The organism is Pseudomonas juntendi (assembly GCF_021560075.1).
Taxonomy (GTDB): domain Bacteria; phylum Pseudomonadota; class Gammaproteobacteria; order Pseudomonadales; family Pseudomonadaceae; genus Aquipseudomonas; species Aquipseudomonas juntendi.
The window spans coordinates 299,853-320,818 of record NZ_CP091088.1; the positions used below are offsets into that span (position 1 = coordinate 299,853).

Below are 20,966 nucleotides of genomic sequence, written 5' to 3' on the forward strand. Positions count from 1 at the left end.
TCACCGTGAGATTTTCAGCGCCTGTGAGATCGAGCGCCGCGCGGGCGGCGCTCGATCTCACAGGCGCCAGAGCACTCAAGACGGGCCCTTCTAAAACCCACCACGATCCCCAAAAAAATAATTTCACAATTTCCTGAAAATTCCCCGCACTGCCCCGTCTTCTCCCTCGCGCGCAACAACTGATATCGATTCGTATTCAATTTTGCTGCCCGGCGACTGTCCGGGGCGGGGATGTGGGATGACTCAAACAACAAGCCGGAAGCCGCGCGGTGCGCGGGGTTGGTCGTTGCGCCTGAAATCTGTGGCGGGGGCCGGGGTGCTCGGCATGTGCAGTGTGCTGGCGATGCTGCCTGCGTCTGCCGAAGAAGCGACCCAGCCAGGTTCGGAACTGGCCCAGGTCCACGCGTTCGACATTCCGGCCCAGAAACTGGCCATCGCCCTGATCACCTTCGGCCAGCAAAGCGGCCTGCAGGTGTCGGTCGACCCGGACCTGCTCGAAGGCCAGCAGTCCACCGCCGTCAGTGGCCATCTGAGCAGCGAGGCTGCGCTGGCGCAGCTGTTGCTGGGCACCGGCATCACCTGGGACTACGAATACGGCACCCTGATGTTTCGCCTGCTGCAGGCCGACAACGGTGCCGTCGAACTGCACAACACGGTGATCCTCGGCGACACCGAAGAGAACAGCTACATGGGCGCCAAGGTCATCGACCGCAAGGCGATCCAGGCCTTCCCTGGTGCCAACGGCGACATCACCACCCTGCTGCAGATGCACCCCAACGTGCAGTTCAGCACTGCGCAGAAGAGCTCCAACACGCCAGGCGAAATCGACCCTGCCGACATCAGCATCAACGGCGCCAAGTTCTACCAGAACAACTTCATGATCGACGGCATCTCGATCAACAACGACCTCGACCCCGGTGCCCACGGCTACAACGAAACCCGCCAGTTCGACTCGGCGCCCAGCCGTTCGCACGGCATCGCCCTGGACGCCGACCTGCTCGAGGAGATCAAGGTCTACGACAGCAACGTGCCGGTCGAGTACGGTGGCTTCAATGGCGGCGTGGTCGATGCCATCACCCGTCGCCCCAGCCACGACCTGCATGGCAAGTTGTCCTACGCCATGACCCGCTCGGAGTGGACGAGCTACCACATCACCCGGGAAAACAAGGAAACCTTCGACACCTCGTCGAACGAGAAGAACCAGCCCGAGTTCACCAAGACCACCCTGCGCGGCACGCTCGAAGGGCACTTCACCGACGATTTCGGCGCCTTGTTCAACTTCTCGCAGAAGCGCTCGTACCTGCCGCTGCGCACCTATGCCAACGGCTACAACAGCCCTGACAACGACAACGAACAGGAGCAGACCCGGGCGCTGGACAACTTCCTGCTCAAAACGTACTGGAACGTCAGCGACCGCCTGACCCTGGACACCTCGATCGTCTACGCCCCGCAGGAGAACACCTACTACCGCGAGGACTACCGCGACTCGGGCTACACCAACATCAATGGTGGCTGGCAGGGCTCGTTCAAGGCCATCTTTGAGGGCGACAACGCGCGCTGGACGCAGCAACTGGCGGTCAGCAACCTGTATGCCTCGCGCGACTCCGATCGCAATGAAGAGATCAAGTGGTACTGGTCCGACACCAAGGACTGGGGCAACCCTGACGACAGCAACGCGCGCAGCGCCGAGGGTGGGTTCGGCAGCCTGTACCAGACCCAGCGCAGCCTCGACTACAAGCTCAAGGCCGACTGGCAGACCTTCAGCCTCGGCGCGGCCGCGCACAGCCTGACCACTGGCCTGGAGCTGGGTTATCAGCGGGCGAGCTGGGAACGTGAGGACGACGCCCTGTCGATCACCACCTTGAAGCGCGACAACGGCGTGTGCAACGGCGGCGACCGCTGGTGCTCGAACGGCCAGTTGCTCAACGGCAACAACCGCCAGTGGGGCTCGGCGATGATGGTCTACGGCGCCGGCGAGATCGAAATGACGCAGAAGAAGTACGCGCTGTTCGCGCAGGACGAGATCGGCTACGGCAACCTCACCCTGCGCCCCGGTTTGCGCTTCGAGGGCGACGACTACATGGAGAAGAAAAGCCTGGCGCCACGCTTTGCCGGCGACTACGACTTCTTCGGCGACCGCAGCACGGTACTGGTGTTCGGTGCCAACCGCTATTACGGCCGCAACCTGTTCAAGTATCGCCTGGCCGATGGCCGCCAGCAGTTCACCTCGCGCTATACCCGCGCCACGCAGACCAGCGATTGGGTCCTGTCCAGCCAGAACAAGAACATGAGCAAGTTCTCCAGCATGGACATCCCCTATGACGATGAATTGATGCTGGGGCTCAACCAGCGCTGGTTCGACACCGAGTTTCAGCTCAAGTACGTCAACCGCAAGGGCAAGGGCCAGATCTACCGCACTCGGCCCTATTACAACCTGGATGCCAAGGATATTCCGGAGGGCTACAGCAAGGACTACTACGCCTACCTCAACGCCGGCACCAGCGAAACCGAGAACCTCAGCCTGACCGTCACGCCGATGCAGCCGCTGCGTTTCAGGGGCACCAGCACCAGTGTGCAGCTGGCCCTGGACTGGTCGCGGACGAAAAGTGGCTACGGCTCGACCTACGAGGCCGGCCTGGACGGTGACGAGCTGGCCGGCAACGATGTGGTGCTCGACGGCAAGCGCATCCCCTACAACGAACTGCCGGGCAGCGATTACAACCGGCCTTGGACCGCGCGGCTGACTACCATCACCGACATCCCCCAGTGGAACCTGTCGATCAGCAACTTCCTGCGCTATCGCGGTGCGTACGACCAGGTCGTCAACCTGGATGAGGACATCGAGGTCGACGGCGAGGTGCTCAGCCGCTACGAGACCGTGGCCACGCCGGCGGCCCCGACCTGGGACATGAAACTGGCCTGGGACATCCCCACCGGCAAGGACCAGGCGTTCTTCGTCAACGTCGATATCACCAACGTCACCGACAAGGTCAACAAGATCACCAGCCGTGAGTCGGTGAGCCTGGTGAGCTACGAAGTCGGCCGCCAGTACTGGCTGGAAGTCGGCTACCGCTTCTGACCCCATAACAACACCGTGGATAACCTGATGAACAAGCTCATCGCGGGCCTGCTCGGCCCGCTGCTGCTCGGCGCCTGCGCCACAGTGAACGAACCCGACGCGCCTCTGCCCTGGGATGCCCAGGTGGTGCATGGCCAACTGGCCAACGGCCTGGCCTATCGCCTGGTGCGCGAACCTTCGCAAACCGGCCGCCTGGACCTGCGCCTGACGGTCAAGGCCGGCTCGGTGGACGAAGCCGACGACCAGGTCGGCGTGGCGCACATGGTCGAGCACCTGACCTTCCACAGCCGCGCCGGCGGCAGCCAGAACCTGCGCCAGCGCATGACCGGCCTGGGTTGGGTGCAGGGCCGCCACTTCAATGCGGTGACCAACTACGAGCGCACCCAATACCTGATCGGCCCGCCCGCTGGCGTTCGCCAGGCCCCGCAGGCATTGCAGGCGCTGGCCGATCTGGCCTTCGCCGGTGACTACAACGCCCAGGACCTGGAGCGCGAGCGCCCGATCGTGATCGAGGAATGGCGTGGCGGGCTGGGCGTGGCACAACGCATGAATGAGCAACGCACCGCTTCGCAGCGGGTCGGCTCGCGCTATCCCGGGCACCGCACCATCGGCAACGAAGCGGCAATCCGCTCGGCCAGCCTGGACAGCCTCAAGGCCTATCAGGCGCGTTGGTACCTGCCGAACAACATGGTGCTGTCAGCCGTGGGCGACTTCGATCCGCAGGTGATGCTGGCGCAGATCGAACGGGCCTTCGGGTCGGCCAAGGCTGGTGCAGTGCCGAGCCGTGAGCAGCGTGAGTTGCCGCTGGACGACAAGCTCAAGGTATTCCGCCTGCAGGACCCGCAGTCGGGCAGCAACCTGGTGGCGATGCTGTTCCGCGCCCACGAACCCGACAGCCGCGGCACAACGCGTGCCGCCTTGCGCGAACGGCTGATCGACCGCATGACCCTGGCCGCCATGCTCGACAGCCTGCGCCGCCAGCCGCGCGAGCCTGGTGTGGGCAGCCTGATCGTGCAGAAGACCCTGATCGGCGAGCATTCCAGTGTGCTGGGCGTCGCCGCCAGTGTCCAAGGCCAGGCTCACGCCCAGGCATTGCAGCAATTGCTGACCGAGATCGAGCGGTTGCGCCAGCACGGCTTCACCCAGGCAGATCTGCAGCGCGAGCGCGAACACATTCGCAAGCTGGGCGACAAGACGCTGGCCAACCACGGGCTGCGTACCTTCGAACAATGGGTCGAGCAGCTTAACAATGCTGCCGTGCAGGGCAATGCGCTCAGCGAACGCCAGGCTGTCGCCGAGCGCTATCTTGAGGTGCTGGGTAGCATCGAGCGCGCTGATCTCGATGCGCGCCTGCGGCGTTGGCTCGCCAGTCCGGACCGGGTGCTGCAGTTCAGCGCCGCAGGCAGTGCCGACGTGGTGTTGCCGAGTGTCGCCGAGGTTGAGCAGCAGCAGGCCGAACTGGCCGCTCGCGCACTCAGCGCGCCAGCCCGGCAAGCAAAGGTTGCGCTTGCGCCGCCCAGGCTGGTCATGCCCCCAGCGGTGGGTACTGGCAGCATCGTTGAGCGCAAGGTTTTCCCTGAACAGCAGGTCGAGTACTGGCAACTGAGCAACGGTGATCGCCTGGTCTGGCTCAAGCGTAATGGCCCGGAAGGCAAGTGGTTACTGCAGGTCGATTCGTCCGCTGGCTATCACCTTGCCGGTACCCCGGCGTGGCGCTTGCAGATGGCCGCGCAACTGGCCATGCACAGCGGCCTGCCCGGGATGGATCAGCAGGCTCTGGCAAGCTGGCGCCAGGAACAGCACGCCACGCTTGGCTTCGACCAGCAGCCCCAGCGCCTGCAACTCAACCTTGGCGCAGCACCGGAGCAACTGCTGGCGCTGATGCAGAGCTATCGGGTAAGCCAACTGGCCAGCATCGACCCGGAAGTGTTTAGCACCACGCGCGATGCCTTGCTGCAACGCCTGCGCAGCCGCCCGGATGACGTACGCGGGCTGCAGGAAAGCCGGCAGCGTGTGCTCAAGTACGGCCTCGACCATTGGCGGTCACCGGATATCGACGCCCTTGAACAACTGAGCGCCGAACAGCTGAGTGCCGATTGGAAGCGCCTGGCGGGTGCGCCGGTGACCTATTACCTGATGGCGGACACGGCGCCGGAATCGCTGGAGAAAATGGTCGGTGAACTGCTCGCGACCATCCCGCGTACAGCGCCGTTGGGTAGCCAGCAGGCTTTGCAACAGCCCGGCCAGCGTCGTGATGACCTGGCGATCGCGCTGGAACCGCGTGCCGTTCTGCAAGCCAGCAGCTATCAGCCCCAGGCCTGGAGCCCGGAAGCGGCGGCACGGGTAGCGGTGCTGCGCGATCTGGCCAACCAGCGGCTGAAAGCCCAGCTGCGGGGTGAGGCTGCCGGCGTGTATCGCTTGCGGTTCGAAAGCGAACTGAATGCCGACACCCAGCGCATCGAGAGCAGCCTGAGCTTCACCTGCGACCCGGCGCGGGTCGACGAGCTGTGGGCCATGGCCCAGCAGACGTTGGCCGAGCTGCATCCGGATGCCCAATGGCTGCGTAGTGAACGCGCCGAGTTCCAGCGCCAGGAGAGCAAACGCCGCGAAGACCCGCAAACCCAGTTCAAGCGCCTGATCCTGAGTGACCGCCGCTGGCATGACCCGCGCTACTTGCAGACTCAGACGCAACTGCCTGAAGCTTTGAGCCTGCCAGCGCTGCAACAGCAAGCGAAACAGCTGTTCCCTCGTGCTAATCAGGTGCAACTGCGCGTGCTGCCATCGCCTGCGGCGTTGGAGCAGGCGATGTGAAAACCCTGCGTACGTTCTATCGCCTGAGCCGCCCGTTCTGGGCCAGCCGCCGGCAATGGCCAGCCTGGCTGATGCTGGCAGCGGTGATCGGCCTGGGGCTGCTGGTGGTGCAGATCAATGTGCTGATCAACAGCTGGAGCAAGACCTTCTATGACACCCTGGCCGCGTTCGACACGGCGGGGCTGTATGGCCTGGTCGGCGAATACGCGCTGTACCTGGGCAGCTATGTGCTGATCATCGTGGCCATGGACTACATCCGCAAAGGCCTGGAGTTGCGCTGGCGCCAGGCGATGACCGGGCGCCTGACCGACACCTGGCTCGCCGACCAGGCGTTCTACCGTCTGGGGCTGACCGGCGAGCCGGACAACCCCGACCAGCGCATCGCCCAGGACATCGATCTGATGGTCGGCCTGAGCATCGAGCTGGTGGCCTCCCTGGTGATCAACCTGGCGCAGGTTGGCGCGTTCATGCTGATCCTGTGGAACCTGTCGGGTGTGCAGACTTTCAGCCTGTTCGGCGAGACCTTCACGGTGCATGGCTATCTGGTGTGGATCGTTCTGGCCTACACCTTGGCCGGCAGCCTGCTGACGCACCTGATCGGCAGGCCGCTGCATGCACTGAACTACGAGCGTGAGCATCGCGAGGCCGATTTTCGCGCAAGCCTGCTGCGCAAGCGCGACCATGCCGAGCAGATCGCGCTGTACCGGGGCGAGGCCGTCGAGCGCGAGCACCTGGCCACGCGCTTTCGCGCCATCGCCGACAACTGGCGGCAGCTGATGGGACGCGAGCGCAACCTCAGCCTGTTCACCGTCTCCTACGAGCGTCTGAGCCTGATCATCCCGGTGTTCGCCGCGTTGCCAGCGTTCATGGCCAAGACCATCACCCTGGGTGGGCTGATGCAGATCCGCAGTGCCTTCAACGCTGTGCACGGCTCGCTCAGCTGGTTCATCAAGCTCTATCACAAGCTGGTGCGCTGGAGTGCGGCATTGCAGCGGCTGGAGCAGTTCGAGCAGGCGATTGCCGCGAGCCGCCAGCAAGTGCTTGCGGCGCTACAGGGGCACTGCCTGTGCACCCAGGGGCTGACGCTGTGCAAGCCTGATGGTGGTGTGCTGCTGGAAACACTCGACCTGCGCGTCGGGCAGGGCGAATGGGTGCGCCTGGGTGGACGCAGCGGGCTGGGCAAGTCGACCTTGCTGCGGACCTTGCAGGGGCTGTGGCCTTACTGCCTGGGCGAGTGGCAGTTGCCGCCGGGGCGCAGCTTGCTGTTGCCGCAGAAGCCTTACCTGCCGCGCATGAGTTTGCGTGGGTTGTTGGCTTATCCACAGTTAGTGGTTGGGGATGACCGATTGCTGCTGGAGGCATTGTCCAAAGTCGGGCTCAGTGGCCGCTTGGATGACGAGCAGGAGTGGGAGCGGGTGTTTTCAGGGGGCGAACAGCAGCGGCTTAGCCTGGCGCGGGCGCTGGTGTATCGGCCGGATACCTTGTACCTGGATGAGGCGACCAGCCAGCTGGATATCGAGAGTGCGCGGTCGTTGCTGGAGATGCTCAGGCGGGAATTGCCGGGGTGTACGGTGGTGGGGGTGACTCATCAGCAGGGGTTGGCACGGTTGTTCGACCGGACCGTTGAGCTGGAGAAACTGGCCGAACCTGCGTAAGCCTGTACTGGCCTCTTCGCGGGGCAAGCCCGCTCCTACAGGTTATCCACCCGTCCACGGATGGTGATTTCCCTGTAGGAGCGGGCTTGCCCCGCGAAAGGGCCGGAACTGGCGAAATCAGGCGCGGCGGCTGAACTGGGCCAGCGCCGGCAACAGCTGCTTGTCGATGGCCTGGCGAACCGCCGGCAAGATCGTCGCGCTACCGGTGTACATCTGTTCGACCATGCCCTTGAGCGCCCGCGCATTGGGCTCGGTCAGCCCGCGCACCACCGCTTCGCAGGCCTGCTCGGCACTGGCCCCGGCGGGAATGTCGAACCCGCGTGCGCGCAGGTGGCCTGCCAGGTCGTCCTGGTCTATCAAATCCGCATGCATCATGGCTGTTGTCCCTTTTATCGCTAAGAGAGTGCTGCTGTGATTTACGACCGATTCTGTGTCTGCAGCGACACGCCCGCAAGGGCAGAATGTCGCAATGGCTGGTTTGGCTAAGAACAGGTCGCTCCCGGCTAATTGCAGGTGCCGGGAAGCCAGCAGACTGCATCCATTCACGGTCCACGAGGGTTTGGTCACCCTCAATCATGCACAGTGGATGTTGCTCGCTCTTGGCCCCGGATGCTCACGGCTTTCCGGGGTTATTTTTTTGTTTTAAACCAACTGCGTGTTCCTGCACATCCATCCACCTGGCATTTCTGTCAGATGACAGTAAAGCTGGGGTAATGATCTGCTGAGGGTGATGAATGTCCTCAGGAGCGGCAATGTGAAAACGGCAATCTGGAACAGGATCCTGCTGGCTTCAACAGTGATGTTTTTTGGGGGCTGTTCGTCCTCTGGTCCCACCGTCACTGCAGCCACAAGTACCCCAGCCCAACTGTTCACCCTAGAACCCACCCCTACGCGCAAGGGCCTGCTAGACACGGCTAGCGGCAACCTGGCCACATTGCTGGCCGACCCTGCGAACGCAGAGTTTACGCTGGTGAAGATCAACCCGGCACTTATCAGCCAGCAAACGCAGGATTTGGCGGTGAGCTTACCGGACGGTAAAACCGCGCAGTTTCATTTACGCGATTTCACCACCATCACACCGGGTATTGACGGTTGGGTGGGCTACAAGCCGTCGGCATGGAAAGCGGCCCATGCGGCATCTGCTTCGGAGATCGAAAACGATCCGCTTTACTACCTCTCTTTGGTGCGTGAGGGTGACAAGTTGGCGGGCCGCGTAATTGTCGAAGGGCAGCGTTATCGGCTGGATTCAATCGGCTCGGGTCAGTATGTGCTGATCAAGGTTGATGAATCCAAGCTTCCTGCGGAAGGCGAACCCCTCGTCGACCCAGCAGGGCAGGCGCTCGATGAAACCCAAGGGAAAGTTCCGCAGTCCGCGCACAGCACAATACGCGTGATGTTTCTGGCCACTGATCAACGAAGGGCCAAAAGCCCCTACTATCGGTTTGAACTCGCCCTGGCGCTTTTCACTGCTAACCAGTACATGAAAAACAGTGACGTGCAGATCACATATGAACTGGCCGGCTTTTTTGATGAGCCTTACGACGAAACCGGAAGAGATTACAAACAGCAACTGAATGATATCCGTCTAGCCCAACCGTTCGCGGGGAATGTCTTGCGCAGGAGAGAGGCGTTGGGAGCGGATATGGTGTCGATGTATTCTACAGCGACTGCGCTATGCGGTCAGGCCTGGCTTGCGTCGAGTAAAGCCCGGGCTCACTCGGTCATTAGTTGTACCGACGCGCTTGCTCACGAACTCGGTCATAACTTGGGCGCCAGCCATAACTGGAAGGAAGGTAAGGAGGAGGGCGATCCGCCCTATATGTATGGCTATCGATATACAGGATCGCCCAGGTTCCGCACGCAGATGTCGTACGGCTGCTCGCCAACGTGCACGGGCGTTGCGTACCACTCAAACCCTCGGCTGACGTATCAGGGCATTCCTCTTGGGACTGAGGCACATCATGATGTCGCGCGCCTCTTTAACGAACGCAGGGAAACGGTAGAGAATTTCTATCCCGTGCCGCTTGCGCCACCTATGGAGTTGGAATTCTACCCCGAAAAGAATTTTTCTGGGCGCCATTGCAGCCTAGAGTTTCTCCCCAATGACATACGCCCCAACTGCAATGAAGTACATTCGGTTAAAGTTCAGAATTTCAAAGCTGGAATGAGGTTGTGTTTCTACGCCACCGATTTTGACTATGCCTGTTACCGCGGGTCTTACACGGGCAACTTTGAGGTGGCGGACCTTGATGCATCAGGCACATTGCCTGATGGGCTGGGGCGAGAAAGCCTTCCTGGTCATGAACCGTTGATCGGAAAAGTTCGAAACATCGTGTACACTCTGGACACTTCCGTAACTATTAAACTTTATTCTCTCGCAGACTATCAAGGTGATACCTGTACGTTTCGCCTGTACCAAGGCAAGGTGGCCAATATTTCAGATTTTCCAGGATGCGACGTAGTAGCCGGTGGAAAATCACGCTCCGCGAAGGTGTATGCTTTCCCCGGGGCTAATACCAAGCTTTGTTTCCTTAACGCCGACGACCGTCGAAGTCTTTGCTTCACAGGTAGCTATAAGGGCAACTTCCAGATCAGAAATTGGGACGAGGGCAGTGGCTTGCCGCCAGGGCTTGTTCGCACTCGTGCAGGAGGTGGTTACATGAACGGCTCAGTGCACCGCGTCTCCTTCGGCATGCAATAGCCCAGGTTGGGTACCCGCTGCTTGGAGGTCGTACCAGTGCAGACGAAATCAAATAGTAACCCGTCTGCGCTGGTTTGGTAGCTGCTGCCGTTCAAGATAACGTGATTTGGCGGCCTACGAAGGAAGCTGCCGCCTGGTCGTGTTGGTCATGGAGCAGCTCTTGGAGTATCTGAATGCTTATTGGGCTGAACGGTGCGGCTTTAGGCCCTGCCAGGTCGACGTGCAGCAGCATCTGCTCGCTAGCCGCCAATACTCCGTCGAATCCCTTCCTATGCAGGCTGTGGTAGATGTGTAGGCGCTTTTGATCAAAACCGACGATCTGCGTCTGCACCCACACCTCGGTGCCAAGCTTCACCTCATGCAGGTAGTTGATGTGCGCCTCCAGGGTGAACAGCGAATGCCCACTCTGCCCCCGGCTGTCGGCATCCAGGCCGATGCGCTCCATCAGCGCATCGGTGGCATAGCTGAAAATCAGCAGGTAAAAGGCATCGCGCAGGTGCCCGTTGTAGTCCACCCAGTCCTCCTGGACTGGGGTGCGATAGGTGATCAGTGCGGGCATTGGGGGCTCCTCATTCGCCGAACGACATGCCGTGCGTTTGCTTGCTGCTCTTTACGGCTTCAAGCACTGCAAGCAGGGTGTCATCACGATAGCGTTCCAGTGCGGCAATGCTGCGTTCACCCAGTTGCGCCGAGGTGCCGTCCACCACATCGTCGATCAGTTTGTCGGTCAGTTCCGGTGCGGGCAGGTAGGTCCACGGCAGTTTCAGCGCCGGGCCGAACTGCGACATGAAGTGGCGCATGCCTGCATCGCCACCGGCCAGGGTGTAGGTGAGGAAGGTGCCCATGAACGACCAGCGCAGGCCGGCGCCGAAGCGGATTGCGTCGTCGATTTCGCCAGTGCTGGCCACGCCATCGTTGACCAGGTGCAGGGCCTCGCGCCACAGCGCTTCGAGCAGGCGGTCGGCGATGAAACCGGGGACTTCCTTGCGCACATGCAACGGGCGCATGCCGAGGGCGGTGTAGATGGTCCTGGCGGCTTCGATGGCTTCAGGTGCGGTGCGGTTGCCGCCGACGATCTCGACCAGCGGCAGTAGGTATACCGGGTTGAACGGGTGGCCGACCACGCAGCGCTCGGGGTGAGTGGCCGATTCGTAGAATTCGCTGGGCAGCAGGCCCGAGGTGCTGGAGCCGATGATCGCATCGGGCTTGGCGGCGGCGCTGATCTTGGCGTGCAGGTCGAGCTTCAGGTCCAGGCGCTCGGGTGCGCTTTCCTGGATGAAGTCGGCGTCGCGCACGCATTCTTCGATGGTGGCCACGAATCTCAGCCGGCTCTTCGATGCACCTGGCGCCAGGCCTTGTTTCTCCAGTGCCGGCCAGGCATTGGCGATACGCTTGCGCAGGGCTTGCTCGGCGCCGAGGGCTGGGTCCCAGGCGACCACGTCCAGGCCATGGGCCAGGGCGCGGGCGACCCAGCCGCTGCCGATCACGCCGCTACCCAGGGCGGCGAAGGTCTTGATCTCGGTGATGAAGGGCATATTGGTCTCCTGAGTGGGATCAGCGGCGCTTGAGGTTCATTTTTTCCCGGCCTTCTGCCGGGCTGAGCACGCGGCCACCCATGCGGGTGATGATTTCGGCAGCGCGTTCCACCAGCTGGCCATTGCTGGCCAGCACGCCACGGTCCAGGTACAGGTTGTCTTCCAGGCCCACCCGCACGTTGCCGCCAAGCAGCACGGCCTGAGCCGCCATCGGCATCTGCATGCGGCCGATGCCGAAGCCGGCCCAGGTGACGTTGGCCGGCAGGTTGTCGACCATGGCCTTCATGGTGGTGGTATCAGCCGGCGCGCCCCACGGGATGCCCAGGCACAGCTGGAACAATGGGTCTTCGAGCAGGCCTTCTTTCATCATCTGCTTGGCGAACCACAGGTGGCCGGTGTCGAAAATCTCCAGCTCGGCTTTCACACCCAGCTCGGTGATGCGCTTGGCACCGGCGCGCAGTTGCGCGGGGGTGGAGACGTAGATGGCGTTGCCGTCGCCGAAGTTGAGGGTGCCGCAGTCGAGGGTGCAGATTTCCGGCAGCAGGGCTTCGACGTGGGCCAGGCGCTCCAGCGGGCCGATCAGGTCGGTGCCGGGGCCGAACTCCATCGGCGATTCGCCCGGGCCGATTTCCAGGTCGCCGCCCATGCCGGCGGTGAGGTTGACGATGATGTCGACGTCGGCTTCGCGGATGCGCTCCATGACTTCGCGGTACAGCGCCACGTCACGGCTGAAACGGCCGGTCTGTGGGTCGCGGACGTGGCAGTGGACCACGGTGGCGCCGGCTTTGGCGGCTTCGACGGCGGATTCGGCGATCTGTTTCGGGGTGACCGGGACCAGGTGGCTTTTGGCGACCGTGTCGCCAGCGCCGGTAAGGGCGCAGGTGATGATGACGTCGTGGTTCATGGCTTTGTTCCTTGTGTTGTTTGTGCTGGCCCTTTCGCTTGTAGGAGCGGCCTTGTGTCGCGAAAGGGCCGCGAAGCGGCCCCAGATTTCAGCAGCGCGCACAAATCCTGGGGCTGCTGGCGCAGCCCTTTCGCGACACAAGGCCGCTCCTACAGGCGAAGAGGCCGGATCAGTTGGCGGTGAGCTTGAGGTTGTCCGCAGCCGGCTTGCCGTCAAAGGTGGTCACACCCTCAAGCCAGCGGGCTTTGTCCTCGGGGTGGTCCTTGAGCCACTGGCGGGCCGATTCCAGTGCGTCCTTGTGGTCGAGCAGCGGCTGCATCATGCGGCTCTCGTCCTCGGCGCTGAATTTCAGGTTGGCCAGCAGGCGGTTGGCGTTGGGGCAGCGTTCGGCGTAGTCCGGCGCGGTCACCGTCCACACCGTGGCTCGGCCTTCGTCCGGGCCGAGGGCGTCCTGGCTGTCACCCAGGTAGGCCATGTCGATGTTCACGTTCATCGGGTGCGGTGCCCAGCCGAAGAACACCACGGCTTCCTTGCGCCGCACGGCGCGGTCGACCGCGGCGAGCATGCCCGCTTCGCTGGACTCGACCAGCTGGAATTTGCCCAGGCCAAACTGGTTCTTGGTGATCATGGCCTTGATCTGCGTATTGGCCCCCGAGCCTGGCTCGATGCCATAGATCTTGCCGCCCAGTTCCTTTTCGAACTTGTGGATATCGGCAAAGGTTTTCAGGCCCTTGTCATACAGGTATTTCGGCACGGCGAGGGTGGCGCGGGCGTCTTCCAGGCTTGGCTTGTCGAGCACCTTGACCTGCCCGGCGTCGACGAACGGGGTGATGGTCTGGGTCATGATCGGGTTCCAGTAACCCAGGAACATGTCCAGGCGCTTGTCGCGGATGCCGGCAAAAATGATCTGCTGCGAAGCGCTGGTCTGTTTGGTCTGGTAGCCCAGGCCATCGAGCAGCACCTGAGCCATGGCGCTGGTGGCAATGACGTCGGTCCAGTTGACCACGCCCAGGCGGACGTTCTTGCAGGCCGCGGGTTCGGCGGCCAACAGTGGGGAAGTGGCGATGCTGCTCAGGGCAAGGGTCAACAGGCTGCGGCGGATCAAGCTGTGCATGGTGGCTCTCCATCGGCAGTGCATATTGTTATAGGGTTCGGTCTCTCTGGGCCGTGTGAATACGCTACGCTGGCGCCATCTTGCCCAAGCGCACGCTAGCGACAGGAATTAGCACCTGGGCGACCAGTTTCTGTGGAGGGGGATGATGGAGACGATTGCCTTTCTGTTGGTGCCCGGTTTTTCCGCCATGGGGTTCATTTCCGCGGTGGAACCACTGCGGGTAGCCAACCGTTTTGGCGGGCCGTTGTACCGGTGGCAGGTGCTGAGCCTGAACGGTGAGGCGGTGCTGGCGAGCAATGGCATGTCCATCAATGCCGATGCCGCTCTGGGGGAGGGCGAGCCGCCCGACATCCTGCTGGTGGTTGCGGGCTTCGAACCACTTGCCAATGTCGCACCCAAACTGTTGCATGCGCTGCGCCGGCTCAACCATGACGCTGTCATGCTTGGGGGCATCGACACCGGTGCGATGGTGTTGGCCGAGGCGGGGCTGCTCGAGGGTTACCGGGCGACGTTGCATTGGGAGGCGCTGGAGGCCTTCAAGGAACGCTATCCAGGTCTTCAGGCCACCCAGGAGCTGTTCGAGATTGACCGCAGCCGCATCACCTGCGCAGGCGGAACGGCCTCGATCGATCTGATGCTGTACTTGATTGCCCAGGCTCATGGCAGCGAACTGGCGGTCAAAGTGTCCGAGCAGTTCGTGCTGGGGCGTATCCGTCAGCGCCAGGACCACCAGCGCATGCAGATCGGCGCGCGTTACGGCATCAGTAACAAGAAGCTGATCCATGCCATTGGCGAAATGGAAAAACACTTCGAGCCACCACTGACCACGCTGGATCTGGCAGCCGCGATCAAGGTCACGAGGCGTCAACTGGAGCGGTTGTTTCGCATACACCTGGATACCACACCCAGCAGTTTCTATCTCGCGTTACGGCTGGACAAGGCGCGTCAGCTGTTGGCCCAGACCGACATGTCGGTGACCCAGGTCAGCATTGCGTGCGGGTTTGAACTTCCATCGTATTTTACGCGGCGCTACAAGCTGAAGTTTGGGCGGTGCCCGCGGGAGGAACGTCGGCCGGGCGGCCCCAAATGAGCTTCACTCAAGCTCGCGCTCGAGAATCGCCCTCAGTTTTTCCCGGTTGCTCGCTTGCAGGTCCTGGCGAAGCGGGGCAAAACCTTCTGCATTGAAGCGTGCACCCAGATGGTCGAATGTCAGGTTCAACTTTCGGGTGGGCTCGACCGGGTCGGTAACGCAGTAGGTATAAAACAGGATCGCCACCGGAACCTGGTCACCTTCATGGTCCATTTCGATACTTAGGTGTGAAGAAGCGTTCATGACGGTGAATTTACGTGCACCCGCCGACTGCAGGGCGTTTTGAATATTTTCTTCCAGGCTTTTGAACCAAGGCCCTTTGACGCGCGGTGGCGGTAGAAAGCCATTGTATACATCGCTGAGCGCAAGCAAGTGCGGCTCATACACAATGGTTTTGTGTGTATGTTCACACAGGCTGAATTTCAATGATTTCAAGGTGGCGAGGGCGTGCGCGAACCATTGCCGAGGCTGGGTCTCCATCGAGTAGCTTTCATTGGCCAATGCTTGTGAATGACGCAGGCAGAGCTGCAAATCTTCCCATGTCTCCAGTGTCAGCCAGGGGGCAGGCTTTATTCTTAGCCGCTCCTCGAATATTCGGGTGTCCAGGCTTGTATCGCTCATGTGGCATAGTTCCTCGATGGCTGCACATGACCAGAACCGGGTACCAGCACCTTCTGGTACCCGGCCTCGCTCATCAGCTAGTGAAAAACTCGCCGAGGTCTTTTTTGACTTTCTCGTTCACAAGTTCCCGCGCAGCGTCGAAGTGACGAACGCTGAACGTGCCTTGTTGCGAAGCGCGGTAGACGCGGGTAGACGTTCTGTCGACCTTGCGGGTCAGGGCGCCCTCACGCTCGATCTTCGAGTCGTAGCTGGCCTGGAAGCTGGTCATGTACATGGCGGGCAGGCCTTGTGGCGTCATTTCGCACTGGGCTACCACGAAGTTGCTCGATTTGCCGGATTCGCTATGGCTGTGCTTTTCCAGGTGTGCCTTGACTTCCGGCTTCTGCACGACAACCTGCAGAGCACGCCTGGCGCAAGCGGCGCGGCGAGGGTCCGCGGCAACGCTGATGGTGACGGACTTGGTGATCAGCTCTGCCAGGGTCAGGTTGTCCTCATCAATGGCATCTTCGGCATGTGCAGTACCTGTCATGGTCCAGCCGAATTTAATCAGGCCATCGTTGTAGAAGTTGTACCACTCGCGCTGCTGGGTTTCCTTGTCAAACTTCTTGTTGGCCAGTGCGGTCATCAAGCCCAGGCCGGACAGGATGTCTTGGGCAACGTCGGCGGGCACATTGTCAGCGAAAACGCAGATGGCCTGGCCGGTAGCGGCAACGCGCTCCTGCCCCTCTTTGCGGATTTTTTCCATTTCAACTTTGATGTCAGCCACTTTGTAATTCCTTGATAGTTTTGAATTTCAAGACACACATGCTGAGCACGTGGTCTGAGGGCACTATCGAGCAACGACGCAGGGAGCATCAGCGGCATGTTGTTCCTCGGGCGTTGGTCCTTCTCTGGTGCTGATCAATCTTCGGGGGCTGGCTCGTCACCGTCTTGCAGGCCCAGGCCGCGCAGGTATTCCGCCCGCTCATCACTGCGCTGTGCAATGCAGCTGTTCCAGGCAGTCTGGTAGGCCTTGCTGCCTGGCTGTTCAGCGTGGGTTTCGACCTTGCAGTCTGCATCACGCAGTTGACGCCAGAGTTGCTCGGCTGCCTCTATTCGCGACATCAGGCCGGCTTCGTCGCCGAACTGGTCACGCATGCGTGCGGCGAGTTCGTCGTAGGCCGACTGCAGCTCACGCTCGGCGACCTGCTTGTTGAATGCTGCGCAGGCGAAGGTTTGCTGGTCGGTTTCCACATTGTCGCAAGGCGTGCTTTCTTCCTCGCTGGCCTGGGCCCCGCTCACAACGGCCAGCAGCGCCAGCCATGCCATTGATTTCATCCTTTTTCTCCTCACCTGGCTGTCGAATCGCAGGGATTCTCGCTCAGCCTGCGCTCTGGCGGTAGCTACCTGACCAAATGTTCATGAAGTGGCCGCAAATGCCGTTGTCGAGACTGTCTCGCATCGCCAGCCCGCGCGCCAGATGCCCTGTTGTCGCGCATTGACGCTTTCGGCAAACCCCCTGTCGTTTTTGCATCGGGGCGCCTTTGGGCACAGGCATATGCTGGCCCCAAAGCGCCGGCACAAGGTTTGGCGCCAACCCATTCGATAAAAGGGGACAGCCTGATGAGCCCAGCCGAACTTCACGCCGACAGTATCGTCATTGACGGCCTGATCATTGCCAAGTGGAACCGCGAGCTGTTCGAGGACATGCGCAAAGGCGGGCTCACTGCGGCCAACTGCACGGTATCGGTGTGGGAAGGGTTCAAGGCAACCGTCGACCAGATCGCCGCCAGCCAGAAGCTGATCCGCGACAACAGCGACCTGGTAATGCCGGTGCGCACTACCGCCGACATCCGCAAGGCCAAGGAACTGGGCAAGACCGGCATTCTCTTCGGCTTCCAGAACGCCCATGCCTTCGAAGACCAGATCGCCTACGTCGACGTGTTCAAGCAACTGGGCGTTGGCATCGTGCAGATGTGCTACAACACCCAGAACCTGGTGGGCACCGGTTGCTACGAGCGCGACGGCGGCCTGTCGGGCTTTGGTCGCGAGATCGTCGCCGAAATGAACCGCGTCGGCATCATGTGCGACCTGTCCCACGTCGGCTCCAAAACCTCCGAAGAAGTCATTCTCGAATCGAAAAAGCCGGTGTGCTACTCGCACTGCCTGCCATCGGGCCTCAAGGAGCACCCGCGCAACAAGTCCGACGCCGAGCTGAAGTTCATCGCCGACCACGGCGGCTTCGTTGGCGTGACCATGTTCGCCCCGTTCCTGGCCAAGGGTATCGATTCGACCATCGACGACTACGCCGAAGCCATCGAGTACACCATGAACATCGTGGGTGAAGACGCGATCGGCATCGGTACCGACTTTACCCAAGGCCACGGCCAGGACTTCTTCGAGTACCTGACCCACGACAAGGGTTACGCCCGCCGCCTGACCAACTTCGGCAAGATCATCAACCCGCTGGGTATCCGTACCGTGGGTGAATTCCCCAACCTCACCGAAACCTTGCTCAAGCGCGGCCACTCCGAGCGCGTGGTGCGCAAGATCATGGGCGAGAACTGGGTCAACGTCCTCAAGGACGTGTGGGGCGAATAAGCCGCTCTCCAAGCCTGAATGCCCCTGCCAGCAACGCCGGGGCACCCAAACAAAAATTTTTATGGAGTTGAGTTTCCATGGCCAAAATCGCCCCGCAATTGCCAATCGAAGTCGACAGCGAGACCGGTGTCTGGACCAGCGACGCCCTGCCGATGCTGTACGTGCCGCGCCATTTCTTCGTCAACAACCACATGGGTATCGAAGAGGTACTGGGCGCCGACAAGTACGCCGAGATTCTCTACAAGGCCGGCTACAAGTCCGCCTGGCACTGGTGTGAAAAAGAAGCCGAATGCCATGGCCTGGAAGGCGTGGCGGTGTTCGAGCATTACATGAAGCGCCTGAGCCAGCGTGGCTGGGGCCTGTTCGAGATCCAGGACATCGACCTGGATAAGGGCACCTGCAGCGTCAAGCTCAAGCACTCGGCGTTCGTGTACGTCTATGGCAAGTGCGGCCGCAAGGTCGACTACATGTTCACCGGCTGGTTCGCCGGCGCCATGGACCAGATTCTCGCTGCCCGCGGCAGCGCTATCCGCACTGTGGCCGAACAGGTCTATGGCGGGTCGGAAGAAGGCCACGAAGATGGCCTGTTCGTTACAAAGCCGTTGTAAGCCGGAGATAGCGTCATGGCATTCGAAGCAATGTTCCAGCCGATCCAGATCGGCAAACTGACCATCCGCAACCGCGTGCTCAGCACCGCGCACGCCGAGGTCTACGCCACTGACGGCGGCATGACGACCGACCGCTATGTGAAGTATTACGAAGAAAAGGCCAAGGGCGGTATCGGCCTGGCGATCTGCGGCGGTTCGTCGGTGGTGGCCATCGACAGCCCCCAGGAATGGTGGGCATCGGTCAACCTTTCCACCGACCGCATCATCCCGCACTTCCAGAACCTGGCCGACGCCATGCACAAGCATGGGGCCAAGATCATGATCCAGATTACCCACATGGGCCGCCGCTCGCGCTGGGACGGCTTCAACTGGCCGACCCTGATGTCGCCTTCGGGTATTCGCGAACCGGTGCACCGCGCCACCTGCAAGACCATCGAGGTGGAAGAGATCTGGCGGGTGATCGGCAACTACGCCCAGGCCGCGCGTCGCGCCAAAGAGGGCGGCCTGGACGGTGTCGAGCTGTCGGCAGTGCACCAGCACATGATCGACCAGTTCTGGAGCCCGCGGGTCAACAAGCGTACCGACGAATGGGGCGGCACGTTCGAGGGCCGCATGAAGTTCGGCCTGGAAGTGCTGAAGGCTGTGCGCGCCGAAGTCGGTGACGATTTCTGCGTGGGCATGCGTATCTGTGGCGACGAGTTCCACCCCGATGGCCTCAGCCACGAAGACATGAAGCAGATCGCGGCCTACTACGACGCGACCGGCATGCTGGACTTCATCGGTGTGGTCGGCTCGGGTTGCGACACCCACAACACCCTGGCCAACGTCATCCCGAACATGAGCTACCCGCCAGAGCCGTTCCTGCACCTGGCGGCCGGTATCAAGGAAGTGGTCAAGGTACCCGTGCTGCACGCACAGAACATCAAGGACCCGAACCAGGCCACGCGCATTCTCGAAGGCGGCTACGTGGACATGGTCGGCATGACCCGTGCGCACATGGCCGACCCGCACCTGATCGCCAAGATCAAGATGGGCCAGATCGACCAGATCAAGCAGTGCGTCGGTGCCAACTATTGCATCGACCGCCAGTACCAGGGCCTGGATGTGCTGTGCATCCAGAACGCCGCCACCTCCCGTGAATACATGGGCGTGCCGCACATCATCGAGAAGACCACTGGCGTGAAGCGCAAGGTGGTGGTGGTAGGTGCCGGCCCGGCGGGCATGGAAGCGGCCCGCGTGGCCGCCGAGCGTGGCCACGATGTGACCCTGTTCGAGAAGAAGGACCAGATCGGCGGGCAGATCACCATCGCCGCCAAGGCACCGCAACGTGACCAGATTGCCGGTATCACCCGCTGGTACCAGCTGGAACTGGCGCGCCTGAAGGTCGACTTGCGCCTGGGCACCGCCGCCGACGTGGCGACGATCCAGGACCTGCGCCCGGACGTGATCGTGCTGGCGGTAGGTGGCCACTCGTTCCTTGAGCAGAACGAACACTGGGGCGCCGCCGAAGGGCTGGTGGTCAGCAGCTGGGACGTACTCGACGGCAAGGTTGCGCCGGGCAAGAACGTGCTGGTGTACGACACCATCTGCGAGTTCACCGGCATGTCGGTGGCCGACTTCATCGCCGACAAGGGCAGCCAGGTCGAGATCGTCACCGACGATATCAAGCCGGGCGTCGCCATGGGCGGTACTACCTTCCCGACCTACTACCGCAGCATGTACCCGAAAGAAGTGATCATGACCGGCGACATGATGCTGGAAAAGGTCTACCGCGAAGGCGACAAGCTGGTGGCGGTGCTGGAGAACGAGTACACCGGCGCCAAGGAAGAGCGCGTGGTTGACCAGGTGGTGGTGGAAAACGGCGTGCGCCCTGACGAGCAGCTGTATTACGCGCTGAAGGAAGGTTCGCGCAACAAAGGCCAGATCGACGTGGAGGCGCTGTTCGCCATCAAGCCACAGCCGATCCTCAGCCAGCCGGGCGAAGGCTACCTGCTGTACCGCATCGGTGACTGCGTGGCCCAGCGCAACGTGCATGCGGCGATCTACGACGCCTTGCGCCTGTGCAAGGACTTCTGATCGCACCGTCTACCTAGAGACGGGACTGGCCCCCCTGAAGGAGCGGCCTTGTGTCGCGAAAGGGCTGCGAAGCGGCCCCAGCAATTCATCAGCGCTGAGAATGCTGGGGCCGCTTCAGGGCCCTTTCGCGACACAAGGCCGCTCCTACAGGGGTCCGCGCCGCCCTTGAGGTGGCGCAAGAATCCAGCTGTT

Annotated in this window: 16 protein-coding genes; 8 read left to right on the top strand and 8 right to left on the bottom strand. The window is 61.7% G+C overall.

What is annotated here, in order from left to right; genetic code table 11:
* The first annotated feature begins 286 nt into the window (after positions 1 to 286).
* Genes L1P09_RS01335 through L1P09_RS01345 form a run of 3 tightly spaced genes read left to right on the top strand, consistent with a single transcriptional unit; the run spans position 287 to position 7,545 of the window.
* Positions 287 to 3,079, top strand: a complete 2,793-nt coding sequence (locus L1P09_RS01335) for a TonB-dependent receptor (protein ID WP_225624734.1) — start codon at positions 287 to 289, stop codon at positions 3,077 to 3,079.
* A 27-nt stretch (positions 3,080 to 3,106) separates the two neighbouring features.
* Entirely contained in the window at positions 3,107 to 5,890 is a 2,784-nt protein-coding gene (locus L1P09_RS01340) for a M16 family metallopeptidase (protein WP_235768340.1), read from the top strand.
* On the top strand, positions 5,887 to 7,545 hold the full coding sequence (locus tag L1P09_RS01345; RefSeq protein ID WP_235768342.1) for an ABC transporter ATP-binding protein/permease: 1,659 nt from the start codon (positions 5,887 to 5,889) through the stop codon (positions 7,543 to 7,545). The genes L1P09_RS01340 and L1P09_RS01345 overlap by 4 nt, the downstream gene beginning before the upstream one ends.
* A gap of 117 nt (positions 7,546 to 7,662) precedes the next feature.
* On the opposite strand, the gene L1P09_RS01350 is transcribed toward L1P09_RS01345, so the two are convergent.
* Entirely contained in the window at positions 7,663 to 7,920 is a 258-nt protein-coding gene (locus L1P09_RS01350; protein WP_159412923.1) for a hypothetical protein, read from the bottom strand.
* Between the two features lie 379 nt (positions 7,921 to 8,299).
* On the opposite strand from L1P09_RS01350, the gene L1P09_RS01355 reads away from it, so the two are divergent.
* A complete protein-coding gene (locus L1P09_RS01355; protein WP_235768344.1) occupies positions 8,300 to 10,246 on the top strand; it encodes a zinc-dependent metalloprotease family protein in 1,947 nt (648 codons plus the stop codon).
* Between the two features lie 91 nt (positions 10,247 to 10,337).
* Here the strand turns inward: L1P09_RS01355 and L1P09_RS01360 are convergent, their stop codons facing one another.
* From L1P09_RS01360 to choX, 4 genes are all read right to left on the bottom strand, one after another.
* The gene (locus L1P09_RS01360) at positions 10,338 to 10,805 is read right to left on the bottom strand and encodes a thioesterase family protein (protein WP_029886405.1); all 468 of its coding nucleotides are present in this window, start codon (positions 10,803 to 10,805) and stop codon (positions 10,338 to 10,340) included.
* Positions 10,806 to 10,815: 10 nt separating this feature from the next.
* Entirely contained in the window at positions 10,816 to 11,781 is a 966-nt protein-coding gene (locus tag L1P09_RS01365; protein ID WP_192441472.1) for an L-carnitine dehydrogenase, read from the bottom strand.
* A 19-nt stretch (positions 11,782 to 11,800) separates the two neighbouring features.
* A complete protein-coding gene (locus L1P09_RS01370) occupies positions 11,801 to 12,685 on the bottom strand; it encodes a BKACE family enzyme (RefSeq protein ID WP_054886697.1) in 885 nt (294 codons plus the stop codon).
* 169 nt (positions 12,686 to 12,854) lie between these two features.
* Positions 12,855 to 13,799: a choline ABC transporter substrate-binding protein gene (gene choX / locus L1P09_RS01375; RefSeq protein ID WP_054905538.1), complete on the bottom strand. Its 945-nt coding sequence runs from the start codon at positions 13,797 to 13,799 to the stop codon at positions 12,855 to 12,857.
* Between the two features lie 142 nt (positions 13,800 to 13,941).
* On the opposite strand from choX, the gene L1P09_RS01380 reads away from it, so the two are divergent.
* Positions 13,942 to 14,889, top strand: a complete 948-nt coding sequence (locus L1P09_RS01380) for a GlxA family transcriptional regulator (protein WP_054905539.1) — start codon at positions 13,942 to 13,944, stop codon at positions 14,887 to 14,889.
* Between the two features lie 3 nt (positions 14,890 to 14,892).
* Here L1P09_RS01380 and L1P09_RS01385 read toward each other — a convergent pair whose 3' ends face one another.
* The 3 genes from L1P09_RS01385 to L1P09_RS01395 form a co-directional block, all read right to left on the bottom strand.
* Entirely contained in the window at positions 14,893 to 15,510 is a 618-nt protein-coding gene (locus L1P09_RS01385) for a hypothetical protein (RefSeq protein WP_192441475.1), read from the bottom strand.
* A 73-nt stretch (positions 15,511 to 15,583) separates the two neighbouring features.
* The gene (locus L1P09_RS01390; protein WP_054905541.1) at positions 15,584 to 16,276 is read right to left on the bottom strand and encodes a hypothetical protein; all 693 of its coding nucleotides are present in this window, start codon (positions 16,274 to 16,276) and stop codon (positions 15,584 to 15,586) included.
* 134 nt (positions 16,277 to 16,410) lie between these two features.
* Positions 16,411 to 16,827 carry a lysozyme inhibitor LprI family protein gene (locus L1P09_RS01395; protein WP_029886398.1) on the bottom strand — a complete coding sequence of 139 codons (417 nt, stop codon included), beginning with the start codon at positions 16,825 to 16,827 and terminating at the stop codon, positions 16,411 to 16,413.
* Positions 16,828 to 17,112: 285 nt separating this feature from the next.
* Between L1P09_RS01395 and L1P09_RS01400 the strand changes: the two genes are divergently transcribed.
* The 3 genes from L1P09_RS01400 to dgcA all read left to right on the top strand — a co-directional run bounded on the left by L1P09_RS01400 (position 17,113) and on the right by dgcA (position 20,774).
* The gene (locus tag L1P09_RS01400; RefSeq protein WP_009682902.1) at positions 17,113 to 18,090 is read left to right on the top strand and encodes a dipeptidase; all 978 of its coding nucleotides are present in this window, start codon (positions 17,113 to 17,115) and stop codon (positions 18,088 to 18,090) included.
* Positions 18,091 to 18,167: 77 nt separating this feature from the next.
* Positions 18,168 to 18,698 (top strand): DUF5943 domain-containing protein, encoded by a 531-nt coding sequence (locus L1P09_RS01405; protein WP_029886397.1) that lies wholly within the window; start codon positions 18,168 to 18,170, stop codon positions 18,696 to 18,698.
* Between the two features lie 15 nt (positions 18,699 to 18,713).
* The gene (gene dgcA, locus L1P09_RS01410; RefSeq protein ID WP_019096852.1) at positions 18,714 to 20,774 is read left to right on the top strand and encodes a dimethylglycine demethylation protein DgcA; all 2,061 of its coding nucleotides are present in this window, start codon (positions 18,714 to 18,716) and stop codon (positions 20,772 to 20,774) included.
* The last annotated feature ends 192 nt before the right edge of the window (positions 20,775 to 20,966 follow it).